Annotated in this window: 23 protein-coding genes and 2 tRNA genes; 9 read left to right on the forward strand and 16 right to left on the reverse strand. The window is 58.6% G+C overall.

Annotation, left to right across the window (positions count from 1 at the left end; genetic code table 11):
* Positions 1–127: 127 nt before the first annotated feature.
* From DWY05_RS03905 to DWY05_RS03915, 3 genes are all read right to left on the reverse strand, one after another.
* The gene (locus DWY05_RS03905) at positions 128–994 is read right to left on the reverse strand and encodes a deoxyribonuclease IV (protein ID WP_117798015.1); all 867 of its coding nucleotides are present in this window, start codon (positions 992–994) and stop codon (positions 128–130) included.
* A gap of 129 nt (positions 995–1,123) precedes the next feature.
* A complete protein-coding gene (locus tag DWY05_RS03910) occupies positions 1,124–2,143 on the reverse strand; it encodes a Gfo/Idh/MocA family protein (protein WP_117820720.1) in 1,020 nt (339 codons plus the stop codon).
* A gap of 90 nt (positions 2,144–2,233) precedes the next feature.
* Positions 2,234–3,424 carry an aldo/keto reductase gene (locus DWY05_RS03915; protein ID WP_117820721.1) on the reverse strand — a complete coding sequence of 397 codons (1,191 nt, stop codon included), beginning with the start codon at positions 3,422–3,424 and terminating at the stop codon, positions 2,234–2,236.
* A gap of 162 nt (positions 3,425–3,586) precedes the next feature.
* Here DWY05_RS03915 and DWY05_RS03920 point away from each other — a divergent pair, with 162 nt between their 5' ends.
* The gene (locus DWY05_RS03920; protein ID WP_117820722.1) at positions 3,587–4,357 is read left to right on the forward strand and encodes a cyclase family protein; all 771 of its coding nucleotides are present in this window, start codon (positions 3,587–3,589) and stop codon (positions 4,355–4,357) included.
* Between the two features lie 123 nt (positions 4,358–4,480).
* The gene (locus DWY05_RS03925) at positions 4,481–5,395 is read left to right on the forward strand and encodes a ketopantoate reductase family protein (RefSeq protein ID WP_233503990.1); all 915 of its coding nucleotides are present in this window, start codon (positions 4,481–4,483) and stop codon (positions 5,393–5,395) included.
* Between the two features lie 109 nt (positions 5,396–5,504).
* Here the strand turns inward: DWY05_RS03925 and DWY05_RS03930 are convergent, their stop codons facing one another.
* From DWY05_RS03930 to DWY05_RS03940, 3 genes are all read right to left on the reverse strand, one after another.
* Complete coding sequence (locus tag DWY05_RS03930) at positions 5,505–5,711, reverse strand: hypothetical protein (protein ID WP_117820724.1); 207 nt, start codon at positions 5,709–5,711, stop codon at positions 5,505–5,507.
* 186 nt (positions 5,712–5,897) lie between these two features.
* Complete coding sequence (locus DWY05_RS03935) at positions 5,898–6,671, reverse strand: hypothetical protein (RefSeq protein WP_117820725.1); 774 nt, start codon at positions 6,669–6,671, stop codon at positions 5,898–5,900.
* Positions 6,672–6,982: 311 nt separating this feature from the next.
* Positions 6,983–8,293 carry an O-acetylhomoserine aminocarboxypropyltransferase/cysteine synthase family protein gene (locus DWY05_RS03940; protein WP_117820726.1) on the reverse strand — a complete coding sequence of 437 codons (1,311 nt, stop codon included), beginning with the start codon at positions 8,291–8,293 and terminating at the stop codon, positions 6,983–6,985.
* Between the two features lie 272 nt (positions 8,294–8,565).
* On the opposite strand from DWY05_RS03940, the gene DWY05_RS03945 reads away from it, so the two are divergent.
* The 5 genes from DWY05_RS03945 to DWY05_RS03965 all read left to right on the forward strand — a co-directional run bounded on the left by DWY05_RS03945 (position 8,566) and on the right by DWY05_RS03965 (position 12,090).
* Entirely contained in the window at positions 8,566–9,468 is a 903-nt protein-coding gene (locus DWY05_RS03945) for a LysR family transcriptional regulator (RefSeq protein WP_117757381.1), read from the forward strand.
* A gap of 48 nt (positions 9,469–9,516) precedes the next feature.
* The gene (rnhA, locus tag DWY05_RS03950) at positions 9,517–10,053 is read left to right on the forward strand and encodes a ribonuclease HI (protein ID WP_117820727.1); all 537 of its coding nucleotides are present in this window, start codon (positions 9,517–9,519) and stop codon (positions 10,051–10,053) included.
* 75 nt (positions 10,054–10,128) lie between these two features.
* Positions 10,129–11,235 carry a Gfo/Idh/MocA family protein gene (locus tag DWY05_RS03955; protein WP_117820728.1) on the forward strand — a complete coding sequence of 369 codons (1,107 nt, stop codon included), beginning with the start codon at positions 10,129–10,131 and terminating at the stop codon, positions 11,233–11,235.
* A 2-nt stretch (positions 11,236–11,237) separates the two neighbouring features.
* Positions 11,238–11,648: an acylphosphatase gene (locus DWY05_RS03960; RefSeq protein WP_117820729.1), complete on the forward strand. Its 411-nt coding sequence runs from the start codon at positions 11,238–11,240 to the stop codon at positions 11,646–11,648.
* Between the two features lie 61 nt (positions 11,649–11,709).
* Complete coding sequence (locus DWY05_RS03965) at positions 11,710–12,090, forward strand: Fur family transcriptional regulator (RefSeq protein WP_172677978.1); 381 nt, start codon at positions 11,710–11,712, stop codon at positions 12,088–12,090.
* A gap of 76 nt (positions 12,091–12,166) precedes the next feature.
* Here the strand turns inward: DWY05_RS03965 and DWY05_RS03970 are convergent, their stop codons facing one another.
* From DWY05_RS03970 to DWY05_RS03980, 3 genes are all read right to left on the reverse strand, one after another.
* Complete coding sequence (locus tag DWY05_RS03970; protein WP_158558686.1) at positions 12,167–12,964, reverse strand: HAD-IIB family hydrolase; 798 nt, start codon at positions 12,962–12,964, stop codon at positions 12,167–12,169.
* A gap of 82 nt (positions 12,965–13,046) precedes the next feature.
* Positions 13,047–13,625 carry an urease accessory protein UreE gene (locus DWY05_RS03975; RefSeq protein ID WP_117820731.1) on the reverse strand — a complete coding sequence of 193 codons (579 nt, stop codon included), beginning with the start codon at positions 13,623–13,625 and terminating at the stop codon, positions 13,047–13,049.
* 3 nt (positions 13,626–13,628) lie between these two features.
* Positions 13,629–14,057 (reverse strand): peptidylprolyl isomerase, encoded by a 429-nt coding sequence (locus DWY05_RS03980; protein WP_055286916.1) that lies wholly within the window; start codon positions 14,055–14,057, stop codon positions 13,629–13,631.
* A 120-nt stretch (positions 14,058–14,177) separates the two neighbouring features.
* Between DWY05_RS03980 and DWY05_RS03985 the strand changes: the two genes are divergently transcribed.
* Entirely contained in the window at positions 14,178–15,191 is a 1,014-nt protein-coding gene (locus tag DWY05_RS03985) for a dipeptidase (RefSeq protein WP_089572972.1), read from the forward strand.
* A 74-nt stretch (positions 15,192–15,265) separates the two neighbouring features.
* Positions 15,266–16,042 carry a M48 family metallopeptidase gene (locus DWY05_RS03990; protein WP_158558687.1) on the forward strand — a complete coding sequence of 259 codons (777 nt, stop codon included), beginning with the start codon at positions 15,266–15,268 and terminating at the stop codon, positions 16,040–16,042.
* 6 nt (positions 16,043–16,048) lie between these two features.
* Here the strand turns inward: DWY05_RS03990 and folB are convergent, their stop codons facing one another.
* The 7 genes from folB to DWY05_RS04025 form a co-directional block, all read right to left on the reverse strand.
* Positions 16,049–16,534, reverse strand: a complete 486-nt coding sequence (gene folB, locus DWY05_RS03995) for a dihydroneopterin aldolase (RefSeq protein ID WP_117820733.1) — start codon at positions 16,532–16,534, stop codon at positions 16,049–16,051.
* A gap of 43 nt (positions 16,535–16,577) precedes the next feature.
* Complete coding sequence (locus DWY05_RS04000) at positions 16,578–17,159, reverse strand: HD domain-containing protein (RefSeq protein ID WP_199409559.1); 582 nt, start codon at positions 17,157–17,159, stop codon at positions 16,578–16,580.
* A 1-nt stretch (position 17,160) separates the two neighbouring features.
* The gene (folE, locus tag DWY05_RS04005; RefSeq protein WP_117820734.1) at positions 17,161–17,718 is read right to left on the reverse strand and encodes a GTP cyclohydrolase I FolE; all 558 of its coding nucleotides are present in this window, start codon (positions 17,716–17,718) and stop codon (positions 17,161–17,163) included.
* Between the two features lie 66 nt (positions 17,719–17,784).
* Positions 17,785–18,366, reverse strand: coding sequence for an anaerobic ribonucleoside-triphosphate reductase activating protein (nrdG, locus tag DWY05_RS04010; protein ID WP_117820735.1), 582 nt, complete (start codon positions 18,364–18,366; stop codon positions 17,785–17,787).
* Between the two features lie 427 nt (positions 18,367–18,793).
* A complete protein-coding gene (nrdD, locus tag DWY05_RS04015; protein ID WP_022094397.1) occupies positions 18,794–21,016 on the reverse strand; it encodes an anaerobic ribonucleoside-triphosphate reductase in 2,223 nt (740 codons plus the stop codon).
* A gap of 633 nt (positions 21,017–21,649) precedes the next feature.
* Positions 21,650–21,724, reverse strand: a tRNA-Val gene (locus DWY05_RS04020).
* A 6-nt stretch (positions 21,725–21,730) separates the two neighbouring features.
* A tRNA-Gly gene (locus DWY05_RS04025) sits at positions 21,731–21,803 on the reverse strand.
* Between the last annotated feature and the right edge of the window lie 80 nt (positions 21,804–21,883).

Consider the following 21,883-nt stretch of genomic DNA (forward strand, 5'->3'; position numbering starts at 1 on the left):
CCTCGTTTGATTCAGAGGTCTGCAAAAACTGTTGGCTATTATGCACCTGGAATTACGAATCTGCAACGAGAAAACTGATTGAAACAAACCCATAACGTGAATGGAATACTCTACTTTATGACAGTCATTACTGCTGCAATGACCTTAATAGTCTAATTTCAGCTGCATAACCTGCAAGTTCGTTCGGAGTCTCCAAAATAAACGGCAGCGAACGCAAACGGCCATTCGATACAATATTCTGCATAACCTGCATACCGCCACCAAATTCCTCGCTGCCAAGGTATCCCTTGCCGATGCACTCGTGACGATCTTTATGGGCGCCACAAGGGTTCTTCGAATCGTTGATGTGTACGGCATGCAAGCGATCGATACCCACCACGCGGTCGAACTCGTCGAGTACGTCGTCCAGATCATGGATGATGTCGTAGCCGGCATCGCTCACATGGCAGGTGTCCAAACAAACGCCCAGCTTATCGGACAGCTCTGGGCGCTTGGCGGCAACGCCCTCGATAATGCACGCCAGTTCTTCAAAGCTACGGCCCACCTCGGTGCCCTTTCCTGCCATGGTCTCGAGTAATACCGTCGTCTGCTGCCCCTCAAACATCACCTGGCACAGCGTGTCGACAATCATCTGAATGCCGACGTCGGAGCCCTGCCCCACATGCGCACCGGGATGGAAGTTGTAGTAGTTGCCGGGCAGTGCTTCCAGACGCTGCAAGTCCTCGGCCATTGCCTCCAAGGCAAACTCGCGCGCCCGCTCCTTAGCGGAGCAGGGGTTATAGGTATACGGGGCATGCGCCACCAGCGGTCCAAAGTCGTTTTGCGCCATAAGCTCGCGCAGAGCCGCCACGTCATCCATGTCAAGTTCTTTTGCCTTGCCACCGCGCGGGTTGCGCGTAAAGAACGCAAAGGTATTGGCGCCAATGGACAGCGCCGTCTCCCCCATTGCCCGATAGCCCTTCGTCGTCGAAAGATGACACCCGATCGTCAGCATCTCCAACTCCCTCTTCATCAGTTGCGGTGAAATACGGTCTATTGGTGCCTTATTTTGGCGCAAACAGACCGTATTCCACCGCAAGTTATAAAAGGGGCATCAGGGGCACGGTCCGCCGAGCCCCACGCCCTAAAGTTTCAAGCGAATCGCATCGATGATGTGCGCACAGCGCTGTGTAGCGGCTAGGGACATGATGGGGCTTTCGAGTTTCCCCGCCTGAATGAGCTGTGTCGCATGCGATGCCTCACCGTAAAAATCATCGACCTCAAATGGTGCATCGATTTCGAGTACTCGACCGTCGGAGTACTTCACATGGGCGAGCTCGGGGCGATGGAGACGCTCGATTTCCAACGAGCCCCGCTCACAGGCAATCGTTAAGCGGCTTTCATATGCTGCTTTGCCGTCGCACACCATATGAATGGGTATACCGCCGACGCTCATATGGATCTCGTCGGCCCAATCGACACGGCCGCCTGATACGTCACGCCAGCGAACTTCACGGGACGAAACCTCGCACGCGCCCGCGAGCAAATCCTCAAACCAACCGACCGCATAACAGCCCATGTCATATAGACAGCCGCCCTGCAGCGGATCAAGCAGATAGCCCGAAGGAGACTCGCCGTAATCGAGCTTTTGCACGCTTTCAATCGAGACAATACGGCCAAGCTCACCCGACGCAAGCAAGTCTTTCACGCGAGTGCGCATCGGGCAAAACCGATTCTTCATCGCCTCCATAAACAGCACGCCGCGCTCGCGAGAGGTGGAGGCGATCGAGAGAGCCTCTTCCTCACTCAAAACGGCCGGCTTTTCGCACAGCACGGCCTTTCCGGCGCACAGCGCGCGACAGGCCCAACGCGTATGCATGCCATGCGGAAGAGCCAAGTAGATTGCGTCGACATCGGGGTCGGCAATCAGCGCGTCATAAGCCGCATCGCCGCTATCGTCGGCCGAGGCATGGCCATGCGCAGCATCGATCGAAAACGCTCGGCAAAATTCCTCGACATGTGCAGGAGTGCGACCGGCCGCAGCCACCAGCCGTGCCCCGTCGACCTTCTTGAGCGACGATGCAAATCGATGAGAAATGCGCCCAGCGCCCAAAATGCCCCAACGAACCTCACGCGAATCATCACATGAATCCCGATGGCCCACGACAGCCCCCTTCAGTTGCGGTGAAATAGTTCCTGTTTGGCCCCTATTCTGCCGCAAACAGGAACTATTCCACCGCAAGTTATAAAAGGGTCATGAGGAGCGCGTTTTGCCGAAGACCTTAAGCACCGCCGTCACGGGGCCAGGCTGGAAACGTCGGCGCACATCGTCGAGACGCTCGGGAATATCGATGTGCTGCGGGCAGTGGCGTGCGCATTTGCCGCACTTGACACAATTGCTCACCAGCTTGGGCTCGTTCGTCCGCACCGCGCTCGCCGTAAAGTATTGCGACAGCCCCGTAAACCAGCTGTGCGCATAGCTCGCGTTGTAGGCGGCAAAACATCCAGGGATATTGATGCCTTTAGGACACGGCATGCAATAGCCGCATCCCGTGCAGGGCACGCGATTCGATTTTTCAAACTCCGTCAGCACGCGTGCGATGGCATCGAGCTGAGTAGCTGTCATCGAATCCGGCAGGGCCCGATCGGCCAACGCCGCGTTCTCATCCACCTGCGCGGTATCGGTCATACCCGATAGCAGCATCGTTACCTGAGGATGGTTCCACACCCACGAAAGCCCCCAGGCGGCAGGGGTGCGCAAATGCGGGTCACGAGCACCATCGAGCACAGCACGGGCCCGCGGCGGCAGCTTGCCCGCCAGACGCCCGCCTAGCAGCGGCTCCATCACAAACACCGCGAGTCCGCGCTCCGCAGCCGCCATGAGTCCTGCCGTTCCCGCCTGATATCGCTCTCCAGCGTAGTTGTACTGGATCTGGCAAAAGTCCCAATCATACGCATCGAGCATCGTAAGGAAGTCCGCCGCGCTGCCGTGGTACGAAAAGCCTATCTGACGAATACACCCTGCAGCCTTTTGGCGGGCAATCCAGTCCTCGATGCCCAGCGCCACCACGCGCTCCCACTGCGTAGGCGAGGTGATGTTGTGCATAAGGTAATAGTCGATATGGTCGGTCTGCAGGCGGCGCAGTTGCTCGTCGAAGAACCGGTCGAAATCCTCCGCGCACTTGCACGAAGCATGCGGCAACTTAGTCGCCAGCAACACCCGGTCACGCAGCCCCAAGCGCTCAAGCGAGGCGCCCACGCACGCCTCGTTACCGGGATAGAGATACGCGGTGTCCAGATAATTAATCCCCTGCTCCACCGCACGGGAGATGATGGCGTCGGCTGTCTTCGCATCCGGGCGTCCCGGCGCACCGGGAAACCTCATGCAGCCCAGCCCCAACGCCGAGATACGGTTGCCGCTTTTGGGGTCAACGCGATATTGCACGGCCCCTCCCCTCCCATCGAAGCCCTGACAAGGCGAAACAAACCCGTCACGTCATCGAAACACATCGGAATCGCAATTGAGAACGTATCGTAACGCAGCAGAAATCAGGCCGTCACGGCACCGCTTTAACATCAGCAAAAAGCCCGATGAAAGGAGTCGCCCATGCCCGCGCTCGACCTTTGGAACCTCGCATCCCAGCTCAAAAGCACCGATTATCGCTGGGTCGACCTCACCCACACGCTCTCGTGCGACACCCCGCACTGGTTTGGCTTTAAGCCATTTGAGTCCACCAAGCTCTTCGACTACCTGCCCGACACGCCCGGGGACATGCTCGCGCCCATGCGTTGCTTCCAGTATTCGGTCGCTTCGCAGTACGGCACGCATGTCGACGCACCGCGGCATTTCCATGTTGAGGGTCGTTCCCTTGGAGAGATTGAACCCATCGAGTTTATGCATCCGCTCTGCGTGATCGACAAGCACGAGGAGTGCGCCGCAAATCCCGACTTTATCCTGACCATCAAGGACCTCAAAGCCTGGGAGGACGAGCACGGTCGCATTCCCGAGGACGCCTTCGTCGCCTTCCGCTCCGACTGGTCCAAGCTCGCCGACCTCGAAAACAAGGACAAGGACGGCCAGCCCCACTACCCCGGCTGGGACCTCGATACTATCAAGTGGCTTGTAGAGGAACGCAATATCGGCGCCATCGGCCACGAGCCCGCAGATACCGATCCGGCGACCATCACCACGCGCGAGGACGCCTACCCCTACCCCGGCGAGCAGTACATCCTCTCGGTCGACCGCTATCAGATCGAAGTCATGGACCATCTGGACGAGCTTCCAGCTACGGGTGCCGTCATCTTCTGCACCTTCCCCAAGGTCCGCGATGGCGTCGGATACCCCGCCCGCGTCTTTGCGGTCTGCCCCGCGGCATAAGCGCACAGCGCAATAGTTTCTTTTTCATAACAGCCGCCCCGCGCACCCACCAATCACCCTGGCAGCATACAATCCATCAGGCGCCCCTTACGCGGGCGCCTTTTATATGGGGAGATGATTCACATGCAGATCAACAAGGTCGCTTTTATCGGCAAGGGCGGCGTCGGCCTGCTCTACGGCAGCATGATTGCCAAGGCCCTCGGCAATGACGCCGTCGAATACGTTATGGATGACGCCCGTTTAGAGCGTCACGCGGGCGATGCGCTCACCGTCAACGGAAAGCCTTGCGATCTCACGTCCGTCCGCGCCAGCGAGGCAGCGCCCGCCGATCTGGTCATCCTGACGGTCAAGACCACCGGTCTCGACCAAGCACTCAAGACTATGGAGCGTGTCGTGGGACCCAACACACTCATCGCCTCGCTGTGCAACGGCATTACGAGCGAGCAAAAGATTGCCGAACGCTTTGGCTGGGAGCATACCGTTCTTGGTATCTGCCAGGGCATGGACGCCGTGTTCCTCAACGGCGCGCTCACCTTTACCAATGCGGGCGAGATTCGCTTTGGCGCGGCAGCGGGCACCAAGCCCGCAACCGTTACCGCCATCGACGAGCTCTATACGCGCTGTGGCATCGCCCATACCGTCGAGGACGACATCGCCCACCGCATGTGGGCCAAACTCATGCTCAACGACGGCATCAACCAGACCTGCATGGCCTACGGCGGGACCTACGGAAGCGCCACGGAGCCGGGCTCCGAGCAGCGCCGCTGTTTTGTCTCCGCAATGCGCGAGACGCTTGCGGTTGCCAACGCCGAGGGCGTTGAGCTGACCGAGGCAGACCTGACGCAAATGGTGCACCTCATCGAGGGAATCGACCCCGCCGGTATGCCCTCGATGGCGCAGGACCGCATCGCAAGGCGCAAAACCGAGGTTGATGAGTTCGCGGGCACCATCTGCCGCCTCGCAGCCAAACACCATATCCAGGCACCGCAAAACGAGTGGCTCTATCGGCGCATCCGCGATATCGAGAAAAGCTGGTAGCGCCAACGCGCCGCATTCAACAGTCTTAACAGCAAAACCGCCGCAAGGGGACCTTTCCCCTGCGGCGGCCTTCATCTTCGTCTATGACCGGCGGCCAATCTCACAACAGCTAGCGTTGCGACTCCGGCACCTCGTCCTCGTCATCGCGGCAAAGAACCACGCCCGCGCTTCCCAGCAGCGTGGCCGCGATCAGCGCGCCGACCACGATAGGAGCAGCCCCGCATGTCCCCTGCATGCCCGCGACGAGCGCGGCCGTGGGACCAAGGCAGCCAAGCGTCAACGCGACGGCGGCAACGGCGATATCTCGAGCATTCACAAGACCACTTCCTCCAAGAGAAAGACTTTATTTCTCAAGAACCAGTGTGCCCCGCATCCATACGCCCAGCGTACCGCCACGGTAAGGGCTCTGTTAACTCAAACGCATACATAGAACGGACGTCCTTACGTTGCCCTAAAGCTCGGTAAAGACGCCCGTCCGCCAGATATCCGTGATGCAGAAAAATTACCAACCGGTGTAGTAGTCGGTGGTTCCGGCAGCGCAGCCGGAGTCATAGACCTTGCAATCACCCTTGGAGCCCGTAAAGGTCGAGCCCTGGGCCATATCGCCCGCGGCAACAACGTAATAGCCGTCGGAATCGCGCCAGAAGCCCTCAGAATCCTGAGTCCATTCGCCCGTGCGATAGTGATAAAGCACATTGCTGCTGTAATAAGTCTCGCGGCGACCGTTGTAGTTATTGACACCCGCAGAGCGCGTCAGGCCCGATCCGTTCGCGTAGGACGCGGCAGACGCGTAGGATGGAGTGTAACCGGCGTTGTAGTACGAAGCCTGGGCGGCGGCAGCCTCCGCCTCGGCGGCGGCAGCCTCGAGCGCTTCGCGCTTGGCATCCTCAAGCGCAGTGCGCAGCTCATCGAGCTCGGTCGACTTGGCGTCGACCTCCCCCATCGTCAACAGGCTACCCGCACCGTCGATGCAGCCCTGCAGCACAGCGCGCTCGTCATCGGTGGCATAGTCGCCATAGATATTCATAATGATCTGAGCGCGCATCTCCAGGGAATCGCGCTTGGCCCCCATCGAGGCGTTCCACTCCTGCATAGAGCCATAACCGTCGCCGCGGTAGTCGACGGGCTGCACCAGCGTCGCCTCGGACGGCGCAGATCCGACCATATCGGATAGTGTTGCCGCGTGGGCATCAGTTGCGCCGGCGCCCGCCAAAAGTGCCACAGTCAGAGCGGCGGAAAGGGCGGCGGCTTTCGGTTTTCGCGAATCGATCCTCATGTAGCTGGAAACCTCCGTAGTGTGTTTTTGCTGCGTTTGAGCTGCGTGTGATTCGATCGCGCTGCATAGTACCCCGAGCAAATCGCGACCTGCGGTTTTACTCAAAAGGCGCACGTCAATTGCGTAAAACTCACATCCTCTTAACAGGAGTTTTCCACAACTCGAATGCATAAAGCGTGCCAAAAGCCCTGTTTTAGCACCCTCTCTATGCAAAAAAGCGCCCGTGCAACCATTGTTCGCGCAGGCGCCTTGAGCAGGCATTTTATGCAGTTATACCTATCGAGTCGCAAGGGGTCCTTGCACAAGTCGCCTTACTCGTCCAGCGCGGCGAAGGCCTGCTTCAGATCCCAAATGATATCCTCGGCGTTCTCGGTACCGATGGAAAGACGGATCGTGGAGGGCGTGATGTTCTGCTCGGCGAGCTCCTCGGCAGAGAGCTGGGAGTGCGTGGTGGTAGCCGGGTGCACGACGAGCGACTTGACGTCGGCCACGTTGGCGAGCAGCGAGAACACCTGCAGATGATCGATGAACTTCCAAGCTGCCTCCTGGCCACCCTTAATCTCAAAGGTAAAGATCGAGGCACCGCCACGTGGGAAGTACTTCTGATAGAGCTCGTGATCGGGGTGCTCAGGCAGGCTCGGGTGGTTCACCTTGGCGACGTGGCTGTCACCAGCCAGGAACTCAACGACCTTCTTGGTGTTCTCGACATGACGGTCAACGCGCAGCGACAGAGTCTCGGTGCCCTGGAGCAGGACCCAGGCGTTGAACGGGCTGATGCAGGCGCCCTCGTCACGCAGCAGGATTGCGCGGACATAGGTTGCGAAGGCGGCGGGACCGGCGGCCTCGGCAAACGAAACACCGTGGTAGGAGGGGTTGGGCTCAGCGATCTGGGCGTACTTTCCGCTCGCCTTCCAATCGAAGTTACCGCCGTCGACGATCACACCGCCCAGCGAGGTGCCGTGACCGCCGATGAACTTGGTCGCGGAGTGGACGACGATGTTGGCGCCATGCTCCAGCGGACGGAACAGATACGGGGTGCCGAAGGTGTTATCGACGACGACCGGCAGGCCGTGCTTCTTGGCGACCTCGGAGATGGCGTCGATGTTGGGGATGTCGGAGTTGGGGTTGCCGAGCGTCTCGAGATAGATGACCGTAGTGTTGTCCTTGATGGCACCCTCGACCTCTTCCAGGTTGTGGGCATCGACAAACGTGGTCTCGACACCAAACTGGGAGAGCGTGTGCTCCAGCAGGTTGTAGGAGCCACCGTAGATGGTCTTCTGAGCTACCACGTGGTCACCGGCCTGGGCAAGAGCCTGCAGGGTATAGGTGATGGCAGCAGCACCGGAGGCGACGGCAAGACCCGCCACGCCACCCTCGAGTGCGGCGATACGGTCCTCGAAGACGCCCTGGGTGGAGTTGGTCAGACGGCCGTAGATGTTGCCGGCGTCGGCAAGACCAAAGCGGTCGGCGGCGTGCTGGGAGTTGCGGAACACATAGCTCGTGGTCTGGTAGATAGGCACGGCGCGGGAGTCGGATGCGGGATCGGCGCTCTCCTGGCCAACGTGCAGCTGCAGGGTATCGAAACCAAAGGTGTGCTCGGGGTTGTTGATGAACTGGCTCATGATGATCTCCTTGATCGAACAAAAGTAGATAAAAAGAGAGAAGTAAGTCGCTGTCTCCTGATCACGCCGACGGGCGCAAACAGGAGCCCGGCATTCGTCTTGGTAAGCAATTCATATGCGGGCCTCCTTTCGCATCCCGGTTCCGTGATTGGCTTAATTACCTACCGCCTTTGTGTGTTTTGAATAGTACGAGCATTGTTTCTCTTGGTCAATCACTTAAAAGCGCTAACCTGTTATCTGTTTTATAGATATCGATCGAGAGGATGGCGTCGATGACCCTTCAGCAGCTTCGTTTTTTGATCGCCGTGGCAGAGTCCGGTTCAATCAACGCCGCAGCTCAGCGCCTCTATACGGCACAGTCCAATATCTCCAATGCCGTCAAAAGCCTGGAACAGGAGCTCCATCTGGAGATCTTTACGCGCTCCAGCCGCGGCGTCACGCTCACCAACGACGGCACCGAGCTTTTGGGCTATGCGCGCCAGGTCGTAGAGCAGGCCGACATGCTCGAGGCGCGCTACGAGGACGGCGGTACCCCGCAAGCCCGCCTCGCCATTTCCGCCCAGCACTACGCCTTTTCGGTCGAGGCCTTTGTCAACGTGGTCGAGCGCTGCCGCGACAGCAAGTTCGAGTTCATCATGCGCGAGACCACCACATCGCAGATCATCGATGACGTCCGTGCGTTTCGCAGCGATATCGGCATTCTGTATCTGGATGACTTTAACGCCCGCGTTCTGCAAAAGGCCTTCGCCGATGCCCGTGCAAGCTTCCATCCCCTATTCGACGCGACGGTCCACGTCTTCGTGAGCGAGCGCCACCCGCTCGCACGCCGCCCTCAGCTGTCCCTTGCCGACCTCACACCATATACGCGCTACAGCTTTGAGCAGGGAACCTCAAATTCCTTCTATTACGCCGAGGAACCGTTTAGCTATATCCCTTGCGACCGCAACATACGAATCTCGGACCGCGGAACACTTACTAACTTACTTATCACGTCGAACGGTTACACCCTGTCGACCGGAGTCCTCTCCAATGAAATGCAATGGGGTATGGCATCGATCCCGTTAGCAGACGCCCCAACGATGCGCGTAGGCTATATCATGCACGACGAGCGCAAGCCCTCTCCCCTCTTGCAGCAATACCTCGACGAACTCAACCGCATCATCCATGCCAACTAACTGTCGGAAGACGGGGTAGAAATCGTAGATTGCTAGCCCCCGGCGGGCATGGCGCTACAATGGTCACTCACACGAAACGTACCCAATGAAAGGAACCATGTGAAGGTCATCATCTATACCGACGGCTCGGCCCGATCAAATCCGGGACGCGGCGGCTACGGCGCCGTGCTCAAATACACCAACCCCGCCGGCAAGACCTTCACCTCCGAGCTTTCGCGCGGTTACGCCAAGACCACCAACAACCGCATGGAGCTCATGGCCGTTATCGTGGCGCTCGAGGCACTCAACCGCCCCTGCGAGGTCGAGGTCCATTCCGATTCGCAGTACGTCGTCAACGCCTTCAACAAACACTGGATCGACGGCTGGAAAAAGCGCGCGTGGAAAACCGCCAACAAGCAGCCCGTCAAGAACCGCGACCTGTGGGAGCGCCTACTCACTGCCAAAAGCAAGCACAAGGTTGAGTTCATCTGGGTTAAGGGTCACGCCGGTCACGAGCTCAACGAGCGCTGCGATGAGCTCGCCACCACGGCGGCCGACGGCAGTAACCTCGATATCGACACCGGCTTTAACGAGAGCGACCTGTAACGGCGTTTTCGCACGCTATTTCCTGCCCCCTCGCGCTACACTCATCCTGTAAACCGAACGGCACGAGGGGGATACATGCTGCGTATAGCGACCATCGGCACATCCATGATTACCGACGACTTTATCCAGGTCGTCAACGCCAACGACCAAGCCGCGTTTGTGGGCACGCTCTCGCGCGATGCCGAGCGCGGCGCCGCCTTTACCGCCGAACACGGCGGCGAGCGTAACTTCACCGCACTTGACGAGCTTGCGTCCGCCGACGACGTCGACGCCGTCTACATCGGCAGCCCCAATGCGCTCCACTACGAGCAGGCCCTTGCCTGCATCGCCGGTGGCAAGCATGTCATCGTCGAGAAGCCCTTCTGCGCCACCGAAGCGCAGACGCTGGAAGTCTTCCGCGCTGCCGAGGCAGCAGGTGTCGTGGCCCTCGAGGCCATGCGTCCCCTCCACGACCCCGCTTTCCACGCCATCGAGGACGCCCTGGGCGAGATCGCCCCCATCCGCCGCGCCTCATTGCGCTTTGGCAAATATTCCTCGCGCTACAACGAGATTCTCGCGGGACGCGCCACCAATATCTTCGACTGCAATATGGCATCGGGTTCCCTCATGGACATTGGCGTCTACACCGTCGAGCCCATGGTCGAGATTTTCGGCATGCCCTCCGGCATCACCAGCATGACCACGCTGCTCGACCCTGCCACGCAAAAGCTCACGCACGGGCCCATTGACGGCTGCGGCTCCATCCTTGCCAGTTACGGCGGCGGTCGCATCTCGGTTGAACTCGCGCATTCCAAGATCACGAATGACCTGCTGCCCTCGCAAATCGAAGGCGAGCGAGGCACCATCCAGATCGACCATCTGTCCACGCCCCACAACGTACGCATCGACTATCGCGGTGACGTCGTGCGCGGATCGGCGACCGAGGCCCCACGCGAGCAGGATGACAGCGGCATTGTGCTCGACCTGCCCAAATCGAATAACACCATGGAGTACGAGCTCGCCGACTTTATCACCGCCATCAGCGGCATCGACAACGTTAAGGAAGAGATTTGGGAGACCCCGGCGGGACGCCACGAGCTTGGCCACTACCGCGATGTCACGCTCGTTTCACTGCGCATCATGGATGCCGTGCGCCAGCAGGCCGGCATTACCTTCCCGGCCGACGCAGGCAAGCAGGCATAGCGATGGGTTTTTTCGACAAGCTTTTCTCGGGCGTCGCCGGCGGCAGCCGCGAACCCCAAAAGCCCTCTGGCGTTGAGCTCGAGCTGCGCCGCAGGCTTACTGTGCTCGCAAGCGACGAGGCCACTCAAGATACTCCCCTGCGCTATTTCCTGCGCTGGGAGGGGCAAGTCCAAGGCGTTGGCTTTCGCTTTACCAACACCAACCTCGCGCAGGCACGCGCACTCACCGGCTGGGTGCGTAACATGGAAGACGGCTCAGTCGAGATGGAGATACAGGGGGCTCCGGCAAACATCCTATCTCATCTCGAGGCGCTTCATGCCTCCTACGAGCGCATGGGAACGCGTTTTCGCCTCGTAGGCGCCCAGGCCCGAGCCCCACTTGCCAATGAAGACGGTTTCAGTCCTCGTTATTAGTATTGTGTGCTAAATACGGTATCATTTACCTACGACCGTTGATAGAAAAGAGGCGAGGCGCATGGCGGTGCAAAGAAGGAATACCAGGCAGCGAAAGCTGGTTCTTGACGCCGTGCGCCAAAGCTATAACCATCCCACCGCCGACGAAATCTACAACGTCGTGCGCGCGCAAGATGACAAAATCAGCCGCGGCACGGTCTACCGCAACCTCAATCTCTTGGCCGACGCCGGCGAGATTCTCTCCATCAAGACGCCGGGCGGAAGTCGCTTCGATCGCACCATCGAGCCGCACGCACATATCATCTGCACCTCGTGCAGCCGCGTCATCGACGTACCGCTCCCCTTCGATGCCCAGCTCGACGCCAAGGCGTCCGAGCAAATCGGCTGGCACGTCACGTCGCACTACACCATCTTCGAGGGTCTCTGCCCCGACTGCCGGTAAATGTTTGGAACATGCCTTAAATCCACCTTTTCGCACTTTGCAGCAAAAAATAGATTTCTAGGTATGTCCCGAAAACCTACTCGGCGAGCAGACGGCGCAGTTCCTCTTCGACCGTGCGCACGTAGCGGACGTGGTCGTTGATGCCACGCATAGAGGGATTGCAGCTCTCCATTAGATAAGGATGGCCCACGACGTTGAGCATGTCGCGGTCGTTTTCGTTATCGCCAAACGCCATCATCTCATCGGGCGAAATACCCAGGGCACGACCGTAATCGGCAAGCGCGGAACCCTTACCCGAATCAAAGCCGATAAAGTCCGTCCACTCGGTTCCCGACGTCATCACATCAACCCGATCGCTAAAGCGACGCACAAAATACTCCAGCGCCGCCGGCTGATTCACCTTGGGCGTCTGGAAGGCAATCTTAATGACGTCCTCGTCAATGTCTTCGGGACGGTCGACTACCGCCACATCACAATGGACCTCATAGCGCAAATGGTCGACGAACGCATCGTTGCCGCTCATGGTGTAGAGGTGCCCCTCGCAAGAAAGGGTTACGTCGGCATGGGGGTAGGCGACCACGGCATTCGCGATATCCATCGCCAGGTCACGCTCCATAGAGCGCTTGACAACGGCACGTCCCTCGCTCATCACCAGGGCTCCGTTTTCGCATACATAGGCGAGCTCATCGGCCACCGGGGCAAACAGATAGCGCAAGCTCGCATATTGACGGCCGCTCGCCGGCATAAACACGATACCGCGACGATGCAGCTCATCGATAAGCTCAAAGGCCTCGGAACGCGGTTCGCGCTCCCCCGGATGCAGCAACGTGCCGTCCAAATCGCATGCAATCAGCTTGATTCCCTCAAGACCCATATGCTTCCCCCAAAGCCTCCTATCAACAGCAAGACTGACTTTGAATAGTTGCCTCTCAAAGTCCGTCTTACTCATACGCACGTTAACCGCGCGCCTTCTTTACGATCGTAAAGTCTGGAGCCATACTCACAACGGCATCCGCCGCACTCGACGCAAAGCGCCGGTCCGCATCGAGTTCACGGGTAACCGTCGAGAGCCGAACGCCCTCGACGCCCTGGAGCATGCGGCCCAAAACAGGCTGCACCGGCGTATACATGCGCACGGTATGCTCGTCCGAATCGCCTCGGAAAAGCGGCGCGTGCATATTGCCGATCTCCCAGCACGCATGCGCGAGCACAATCGGGTCCATGCGGTCAACTTCGACCAAATAAACCTCGGCGCTGCGCAGGCGCACGACAACCGCCACGGGCACCATGCCCGAACGGTCGATGGCGAGCACGTCGCCGTCGGCAAGACGACCGCCGTCAGCGGTATCCAGCCGAACATCGACCGTGCGCCCCAGCTCCGTCACGCCCACAAACGCGCATACATCAGCCTGGTCCCAATCGAGCAGCAGCTCGTCAACTTCAAAGACGCCGCCCAACTTCCGGCGAAGCAGGAGTTCATAGGACGGATCGTTGAGATTTCCCAAGCATGTCGTCGAAACCAAGCGTTCAGGCATACTCTAACCCTCGACCTCGACGAGCTCGATATCAAAGTTGAGGTCCTTGCCGGCCAGCTCGTGGTTGGCGTCGAGCGTCACGGCCTCGGGCGTTACGTCGATGACCACGGCGGGGACGGGCATGCCGCTCGGCGTGGACAGGAAGAGCTTCATGCCCTTCTCGATCTGCTCGATGTTGGGAACCTGTTCGGCCGGGAAGGTAATAACCATCTCGGGATTGTGCTCGCCGTAAGCATCGGCAGCAGGAATGTGCACGGTCTTCTTCTCGCCCACCTGCATGTCGACAACAGCGGCGTCGAAGCCCTTGATCATCTGACCGGCGCCGCAGGTGAACTCCAGCGGCTCGCCGCGATCGTAGGAGCTATCGAACTGCGTGCCGTCATCGAGCGTGCCGCGATAATGGGTCTTGACCTTCTTGCCCTGGTTGGACATGGAAACCTCCGTGATAAGGGCGGCGCACAACGTGGGCCGCCATGAACATATGGCGCTAACTATACCCTAGTCATACAATTCAAAGACAGTTTGCAAAGAAACGCTGCAACCGGAGGAACCATGGCATATCCCGTATTTGACCTACACTGCGACACCGCTGACCGCATCGGCTGGGCCACGCTCGATCTCGACCTGCGCTTTACCGCTGGCACCGACGGCTATTTCCCCGGCGACGAAACGCATCCGCAAGATTTCGACCTCATCGAGGGCAATGCCTGCGCCATCTCGCTCGCAAAGATCGGCAACACGCCATGGGCACAGTGCTTCGCCACGTTTGTCCCCGACGAGATTCCCACCGCCCACGCCGCGCGCTTCCAGGCGCAAATCATGGCGCACATGAGCGGCCAGGCAATGCTCAACCACGACCGCATGGTCAACGTGCGCAGCGCCGCAGACATTCGCCCCGCGCTCAAGGACGGCAAAGTCGCCTGCATCCACACCATCGAAAACGCCACGTTCTTTGCCGAGGACCCCGCGCTGATCGAGGTGCTCAAGAGCTTGGGCGTACTCATGTCATCACTCAGCTGGAACGCGCAGGGACCGCTCGCGAGCGGCCACGACACCCACGCCGGCCTCACCGCCGCCGGCATCGAGGCGCTTACGCAGATGGAGCACGCCGGCATGGTGCTCGACGTCTCCCACCTCAACGATGAGTGCTTTGACGAGGTCGCCGCCCGCGCCACGCGTCCCTTCGTCGCCAGCCACTCCAACTCCCGTGCGGTTTGCGGCGCCAAACGCAACCTTACCGACGACCAGTTCCGTACCATTCGCGACATGGGTGGCATCGTCGGCCTCAACTACTGCAGCGAGTTCCTTTCCAACGACGCAACCGACAAGACCGCCGCAGACGTCACCTTCGACCAGCTGGCGGCACATATCGAGCACTGGCTCGACCTGGGCGGCGAGGACGTCATCGCGCTCGGCGGCGACTGGGACGGCGCCACTGTGCCCGCTTTCCTCTCCGATGCCAGCAAGATGCCCGAGTTCCAGAACATGCTTTCCAAGCATTTTGGCAAGACCGTGATGCAAAAGCTCTGCAGCGACAACGCGCTTGCCTTCTTCGAGCGTTATTAATTCCACATCCCTTGAGCGGGCCGGCATGCCGAACGGTCGACATGCCGGCCCGTCCCCAATCTGAAGGACCGCTTTTGACGCAGCAGTTTACGATTTCCGTATCCCGACCGGATGGGACGCCCATCCCCGTCGTAGTTACCAAAAAGCGCGTCAAGAACTTCAACCTACGCGTCACATCGAGTGGTGAGGTCCACGCCAGTGCACCGCTCGGCGCCAGCCGCGAGCGCATCGAAGCGTTTGTAAAGCGCAACAGTGCCTGGATTGTCAACCGACTTGCCCAGCGTGAGCGACGTCAGGCGACGGCGCGAGAGCCGCTCAGTCCCTCGTCCATCATTGCACTTTGGGGCAAGCCCGTCACGGTACAGGATGCGCTCGATCACAACTTTGCATCACCCGCACCGCGACCCAAACAGGCCACCTTCGCAAGTTTTATGGGTACCGATGAATCGGACGAAAGCCCACAGGCAAAGCGGCACGCAATCCTCGACGGCCTAACGTCCGATGAGCTCCAAGCCCACATCGACCAGCTCTATACGTCCGAAGTCACATCGGCGCTACGCGATATGGTGCACGCATACGAAATCGCAATGGGTGTCGCCGTTTCCCGCGTTTCCGTACGCAGCATGAAAACGCGTTGGGGCTCATGCACGCCCAAATCCGGCGCCGTTCGCATCGCACGAGAACTTGCCGCCTATCCCGTCGAATGCCTCGACATGGTTGTCGCCCACGAGCTCGTCCATCTACTCGAGCCGAGCCACAACCAGCGGTTCCACACCCTGCTCGACACGTACTGCCCCAACAATAGAGCTCTGTCGCAGCGACTCAAAAAACTGCCCGCCGACGGGCTTTAGGGTCGGTTAGCGCACGCGCTCGATCTCGACACCGCAGCTTGCCAAGGGCAGGCCAACAGGCGCCCACGGCTTATCGAGCTTAATGCGCACACCGAGCAGCAAGGGATAACGACGCAGCAGCATCTGGGCCACGCCCTCGGCTGCGGCCTCGATGAGCTTAAAGGTATGCTCGCGCAGATAGCCATCGACATCGTGGCACACCGAGCCGTAGTCAATCGAGGCGTCCAGGTTATCGTGCTCCCCCGCTGCACGCAGGTCGGCATAGAGCACCAGGGACACGATGAACTTCTGGCCCAGCGCGTTCTCTTCGGGATACACGCCGTGATTGGCAAAGACCTCGAGACCGTCGATAGTAATGCGATCGGCATGGCGCAGATCGTCATAGCTCACGTGGGGCACCGCCGTTGCGGTGGATATTTCGCCCCTTCCACGGCGGGCGAGCTCGGCGCCTTCGGTCTTGGTTGCATTCTCGGGCAGTTTCTTGTTGCTCATCGCGATCGTCTCCTTCGTTTAGAGCCCCGACCGCGCAAACTAACTATACGCGAATCGACAGGTTCTTTTTATCATCGCTCCAGTTGCAAGCATTGCGCGCGGGGCATGCAAAGCAGGCGCGCGACGCTTTGTCGGCTGCATAGAGCAGACGCTCAAGCGGTTGGCTGTTCACGCGCAGCTTTCGATGGCCCAGAATGGCCGTCTTAATGGCTGCGGCATCGGCCGGCTCAAACGCCACATCATCGGGCATGCCGCCGAGAATCGCATCAGCGACGCGTTCACTTGCAACATCATGGGATATACCCGATTCATACTGTTCATCTTTGCCGATATCGTGAAGAAGTGCCGTGGCGTAGATGACCTCGCGGTCAAATTGGAGCTGCTCCTCGAGATTCTTGATCCACATAATGCGAGCGACATCGAGCAGATGGTCAATACCGTGGCGGCAGAAGATGCGCCCCGATTCCAACTGCGCAATGTTGCCCAGGTGCCGCCGAAACAGCCCGTTGGCACAAATGTAATCAATGCGAGGCATGGCACCAAAGGGGGCCAGGCCCGAAGCCATAAAGCCGCGACGCGACGTCCCCTCATCGGTCTTCGATGTAAAGTCGTTGACGACCCTCATGCTAACGGTCCAGCATCCTAAAGAACCGCTCCTCGAGCGCGGGATCGGTCTCAAAGACGCCGCGGCGAGCGAGCGTCACGGTCTTGGTGCCGGGCTTTTGCACGCCGCGCATGGTCATGCACATATGCTCAGCCTCCATGAGCACAATCGCTCCCTGGGGAGCGAGATAATCCATAAGAGCGTCGGCAACCTGCGCACACAGTTGCTCCTGCAGCTGCAGACGACGGGCATAAACCTCAACCGTGCGAGCGAGCTTGGAAAGCCCAGCCACCCGACCGTTAGGGATATAACCAATGGCGGCCTTGCCATAAAACGGCAACAGATGATGTTCACACAGCGAGTAGAACGTGATGTCGCGCTCGATAACCAAATCGTTCGAAGCGACGGCAAAGGTTTTGGACAGGTGCTCCTCGGCACTCTGGTCCATACCGCCGGCGATCTCACCATACATACGGGCAACGCGCGCCGGGGTCTCCAGCAGGCCCTCACGAGTTGGGTCCTCGCCTATGCCCTCAAGCAACAGCTTAATGGCGGCCTCGACTTTTTCCTGATCGACCATCTGGGCCTCACTTTTCCGATTTCACGTTCGCGCTATGGTACCACGTCCTTTGGCATCGACCACAAGCTACATAGTATGGGTCGAATAGACCGGATCATCACGCCAAAGTTCAACCGCATCACAAAGCGCAACGCCCTCACGCTCAGCACGGTCGCGCGTAGCGTTCATATCGATCACACGCTGGTTACTCGAGCCCCTAAAGCGCAATGAGATATCGTACAGATCCTGAACAAACGGGCCATCCACCAACATATCGAGGCAGGCAAGGATACGGTCCGTGACCTCGGTATGGTGACGACCGCCCGGCATAAGTTCCTCGAGCACGTCGCCGGTAAAACACCAAATGGTCTTTCCTGACCCCGCAGGATAAGCGGCACGAACGCGCTCAATGAAATCAACGAGCCCCACCTGATTCTCAGGTTCCATAGGCTCCCCGCCCAGAATCGTCAGACCATCGATAAAGGGATGGTCGAGGCTCTCGATAATCTTGTCCTCGACGGCGCGATCAAAGGGCTCGCCCGCAGCAAAGTCCCACGCAACAGAGTTAAAGCAGTTCTTGCACCCACGACGGCACCCGCTCACAAACAGAGAAGTACGAACGCCTTCCCCATCAGCAATGTCGAAATACTTAATGTTCGCGTAGTTCATAGGTAACCTTCCTGGGGGTCTGGAGTATATCATCCCGTCCTCAAACATTCTCGGCCTTCGGCCTGCGAAACTGCGGGCGGGACGATATGTCCCGGCCTCATGCAAAGGGCAACTCAATGAACGAAGCGAACATCGAGTATAGGGTTCGAGGTCTAATAAAAACTTTGTTGCAACTCAACCGACTCCGCAAGCAAAGCGTTGTTGCAAGTCAACTCATGTCCGCTAAGAACTTCGAGGAGTGAGCAGACTGCGCGCCGCATCTCAACTACGTCAACTTGGCTGAGCCAAGAGAGCCGCTTGGGCTTTTGCTCGATATGAGTTCCGCACGCAAAGAAGGCCACTTAATGTGGCCTTCGTCTTGCGCAGGACTGTCCGAAATAGCGAGCAAATGCCCAAGCGGCCCTCTCGGCTCAGCCCCGGAGCGGTATTAGAGATGCAGCACGCGGTCGCGGATCTCCTCGGTTCGACCCTGGTTCCAGAACTGGGTACCGATGTAGCCGCACGTACGACGGGCGACGTTCATCTTCTCCTGGTCACGATTGCCGCAGTTGGGGCACTCCCACACCAGCTTGCCGTCATCCTCGACAATCTTGATCTCACCGTCGTAGCCGCACACCTGGCAGTAATCGCTCTTGGTGTTGAGTTCGGCGTACATGATGTTGTCGTAGATGTACTGCATCACGCGGATGACAGCCTTGAGGTTGTCCTGCATGTTGGGAACCTCGACGTAGGAGATGGCACCGCCCGGCGAAAGCTGCTGGAACATACCCTCGAACTTGAGCTTGTCGAATGCGTCAATCTCCTCGGACACGTGGACGTGGTAGCTGTTGGTGATGTAGCCCTTGTCCGTCACGCCCGGGATGATGCCGAAACGACGCTGCAGGCACTTGGCGAACTTGTAGGTCGTCGACTCAAGCGGGGTACCGTACAGCGAGAAGTCAATATCGCTTTCGGCCTTCCACTCCGCGCACTTGTCGTTCATGCGCTGCATGACGGCCATGGCAAAGGGCGTGCCCTCCTTCTCGGTGTGGCTGTGGCCCGTCATGTACTTGACGCACTCATACAGGCCGGCATAACCCAGACTAATGGTGGAGTAACCGCCCACGAGCAGCTTGTCGATCGTCTCGCCCTTCTTCAGGCGGGCGAGGGCACCGTACTGCCAAAGAATCGGTGCGGCATCCGAAAGCGTACCCATCAGACGCTCATGACGGCACAGCAGGGCGCGGTGGCACAGCTCAAGGCGCTCGTCGAAGATCTTCCAGAACTTGTCCATGTCCTGATGCGAGCTCAGCGCGACATCGGGCAGGTTGATGGTCACAACGCCCTGGTTAAAGCGACCGTAGTACTTGGGCTTGTTCGGGTCATAGTTCAGCGCGTTGGCCACGTTGTTAAATCCGTTACCGGAGCGATCGGGCGTCAGGAAGCTGCGGCAACCCATGCAGGTATAGCAGTCGCCGTTGCCCGCGGTCTCGCCCTTCGACAGCTTGAGCTCGCGCATCTTCTTCTCAGAGATATAGTCGGGCACCATGCGCTTGGCGGTGCACTTCGCGGCCAGCTGGGTCAGGTAGAAGTACGGGGAATTCTCGTGAACGTTATCGTCCTCGAGTACATAAATGAGCTTGGGGAATGCCGGGGTAATCCACACGCCGGCCTCGTTCTTAACGCCCTCGTAGCGCTGGCGAAGCGTCTCCTCCACGATCATGGCAAGGTCGTGCTTCTCCTGAGGCGTACGGGCCTCGTTAAGATACATAAAGACCGTCACGAACGGCGCCTGGCCGTTCGTGGTCATAAGCGTCACGACCTGATACTGGATCGTCTGGACGCCGCGACGAATCTCGTCACGCAGACGGTCCTCAACAACCTCGCGGACCTTTTCGGGAGATGCGGAAACGCCGAGCTCCTCGAGCTCGCGGGCGACCTCGCCGCGAATCTTTTGACGGCTCACCTCGACGAACGGGGCAAGATGGGTCAGCGAAATCGACTGGCCACCGTACTGAGAGGAAGCAACCTGAGCGATGATCTGCGTCGCGATGTTGCAGGCGGTCGAGAAGCTGTGCGGCTTCTCAATCAGCGTACCCGAGATAACAGTGCCGTTCTGGAGCATGTCCTCCAGGTTCACCAGATCGCAGTTGTGCATGTGCTGGGCAAAGTAATCCGAATCGTGGAAATGAATCAGACCCTCATTATGGGCATCCACGATCTCTTGGGGCAGCAGCACACGCTGAGTCAGGTCCTTGGAGATCTCGCCGGCCATGTAGTCACGCTGAACGGAATTGACGGTCGGGTTCTTGTTGGAGTTCTCTTGCTTGACCTCTTCGTTGTTGCACTCGATCAACGACAGAATCTTGTCGTCGGTCGTGTTCTTCTGGCGCTTCAGGCTCTGAACATAGCGATAGATGATGTAGTGGCGGGCAACCTCGTAGCAGTCGAGACGCATGATCTCGTCCTCGACCAAATCCTGAATCTCCTCGACCGACACGGTGTGGCCCGCGTTCTCGCATGCCTCGGCGACGTTTTGTGCCGCGTAAACCACCTGGCGGTCGGTAAGACGAGAGCTCTCCTCGACCTCCAAGTTTGCGGCGCGGATGGCATTGACGATCTTATCGATGTCAAAGACAACCTCGGTGCCGCTGCGCTTGATAATCTTCATCCTCTTGCCTCTTTCGCGTCGTAGCCTCATTGCGCTTCAGAGCCAAACGATGCCCGGCAGGGCTTGCCCCTGTCTTGCGGCGCCGTCGCGCAATCTGTGTTCTCGATAAACCATAGGTCCTCATGCGGACAATCCTCGCGGCCGATCAAGCGGCTCAAAGGCGTGTCCAAATGGGACGAATAAGGTCTTCGTTCTCTGTCCGCCATCTATCATACGACAAAGACGCATCTATATCCTGTATTCTTTTTTTAGTTCAAACACAACATATAGTGTTTCAGCAGGTCAAAGCAATTGGTCATTTTGCAGACGCATTAATTATGAGGGGTTCTTGGCAAGTCGGTAAAACGTTACCAACACGGCTACCTGCATGGCAGTTATAAAACCCCCTTAGTCAAGCCGCTGACAAATCCTACCAAAACCAAGCCGCTCACGCCAAAAGAATCCAAAAGATTATGCTTGACCAACATGTTGCGGTCACGATCGGCCAGGACGTATGCAATCTGCCGGCACCTCTACGGGATGCGAAGACCATCGCGTACGGACCTTGGATCAATATTTGGTGGCTTATTTGGCGGCGTGCTTGGTAGCAAAACAAAACAGCCCAGAGGACATAGCCTCTGAGCTGCGAACATTTGGTGGGCGTTAGAAGATTTGAACTTCTGACCTCTTCCGTGTCAGGGAAGCGCTCTCCCCCTGAGCTAAACGCCCAAATAGAGCGGACAACGGGGCTCGAACCCGCGACCCCAACCTTGGCAAGGTTGTGCTCTACCAACTGAGCCATGTCCGCTTACGGGGATTAATCTTACGTGATGCCCGCATCCTATGCAAGAACTTTTTTTGAAAAGTTTTGCGATACCCTCGCGAACC

Origin of the sequence: Collinsella sp. AF23-4AC, from assembly GCF_003462685.1 — a bacterium.
In the GTDB taxonomy this organism is placed as follows: domain Bacteria; phylum Actinomycetota; class Coriobacteriia; order Coriobacteriales; family Coriobacteriaceae; genus Collinsella.

What these genes read in the sequence shown, in the direction of transcription:
- DWY05_RS03905 (WP_117798015.1), bottom strand. Translation starts at nt 994, where the DNA reads ATGCTGACGATCGGGTGTCATCTTTCGACGACGAAGGGCTATCGGGCA.
- DWY05_RS03920 (WP_117820722.1), top strand. Translation starts at nt 3,587, where the DNA reads ATGCCCGCGCTCGACCTTTGGAACCTCGCATCCCAGCTCAAAAGCACC.
- DWY05_RS03925 (WP_233503990.1), top strand. Translation starts at nt 4,481, where the DNA reads ATGCAGATCAACAAGGTCGCTTTTATCGGCAAGGGCGGCGTCGGCCTG.
- DWY05_RS03935 (WP_117820725.1), bottom strand. Translation starts at nt 6,671, where the DNA reads ATGAGGATCGATTCGCGAAAACCGAAAGCCGCCGCCCTTTCCGCCGCT.
- DWY05_RS03940 (WP_117820726.1), bottom strand. Translation starts at nt 8,293, where the DNA reads ATGAGCCAGTTCATCAACAACCCCGAGCACACCTTTGGTTTCGATACC.
- DWY05_RS03945 (WP_117757381.1), top strand. Translation starts at nt 8,566, where the DNA reads ATGACCCTTCAGCAGCTTCGTTTTTTGATCGCCGTGGCAGAGTCCGGT.
- rnhA (WP_117820727.1), top strand. Translation starts at nt 9,517, where the DNA reads ATGGCGCTACAATGGTCACTCACACGAAACGTACCCAATGAAAGGAAC.
- DWY05_RS03955 (WP_117820728.1), top strand. Translation starts at nt 10,129, where the DNA reads ATGCTGCGTATAGCGACCATCGGCACATCCATGATTACCGACGACTTT.
- DWY05_RS03960 (WP_117820729.1), top strand. Translation starts at nt 11,238, where the DNA reads ATGGGTTTTTTCGACAAGCTTTTCTCGGGCGTCGCCGGCGGCAGCCGC.
- DWY05_RS03965 (WP_172677978.1), top strand. Translation starts at nt 11,710, where the DNA reads ATGGCGGTGCAAAGAAGGAATACCAGGCAGCGAAAGCTGGTTCTTGAC.
- DWY05_RS03970 (WP_158558686.1), bottom strand. Translation starts at nt 12,964, where the DNA reads ATGGGTCTTGAGGGAATCAAGCTGATTGCATGCGATTTGGACGGCACG.
- DWY05_RS03975 (WP_117820731.1), bottom strand. Translation starts at nt 13,625, where the DNA reads ATGCCTGAACGCTTGGTTTCGACGACATGCTTGGGAAATCTCAACGAT.
- DWY05_RS03980 (WP_055286916.1), bottom strand. Translation starts at nt 14,057, where the DNA reads ATGTCCAACCAGGGCAAGAAGGTCAAGACCCATTATCGCGGCACGCTC.
- DWY05_RS03985 (WP_089572972.1), top strand. Translation starts at nt 14,178, where the DNA reads ATGGCATATCCCGTATTTGACCTACACTGCGACACCGCTGACCGCATC.
- folB (WP_117820733.1), bottom strand. Translation starts at nt 16,534, where the DNA reads ATGAGCAACAAGAAACTGCCCGAGAATGCAACCAAGACCGAAGGCGCC.
- DWY05_RS04000 (WP_199409559.1), bottom strand. Translation starts at nt 17,159, where the DNA reads ATGAGGGTCGTCAACGACTTTACATCGAAGACCGATGAGGGGACGTCG.
- folE (WP_117820734.1), bottom strand. Translation starts at nt 17,718, where the DNA reads ATGGTCGATCAGGAAAAAGTCGAGGCCGCCATTAAGCTGTTGCTTGAG.
- nrdG (WP_117820735.1), bottom strand. Translation starts at nt 18,366, where the DNA reads ATGAACTACGCGAACATTAAGTATTTCGACATTGCTGATGGGGAAGGC.
- nrdD (WP_022094397.1), bottom strand. Translation starts at nt 21,016, where the DNA reads ATGAAGATTATCAAGCGCAGCGGCACCGAGGTTGTCTTTGACATCGAT.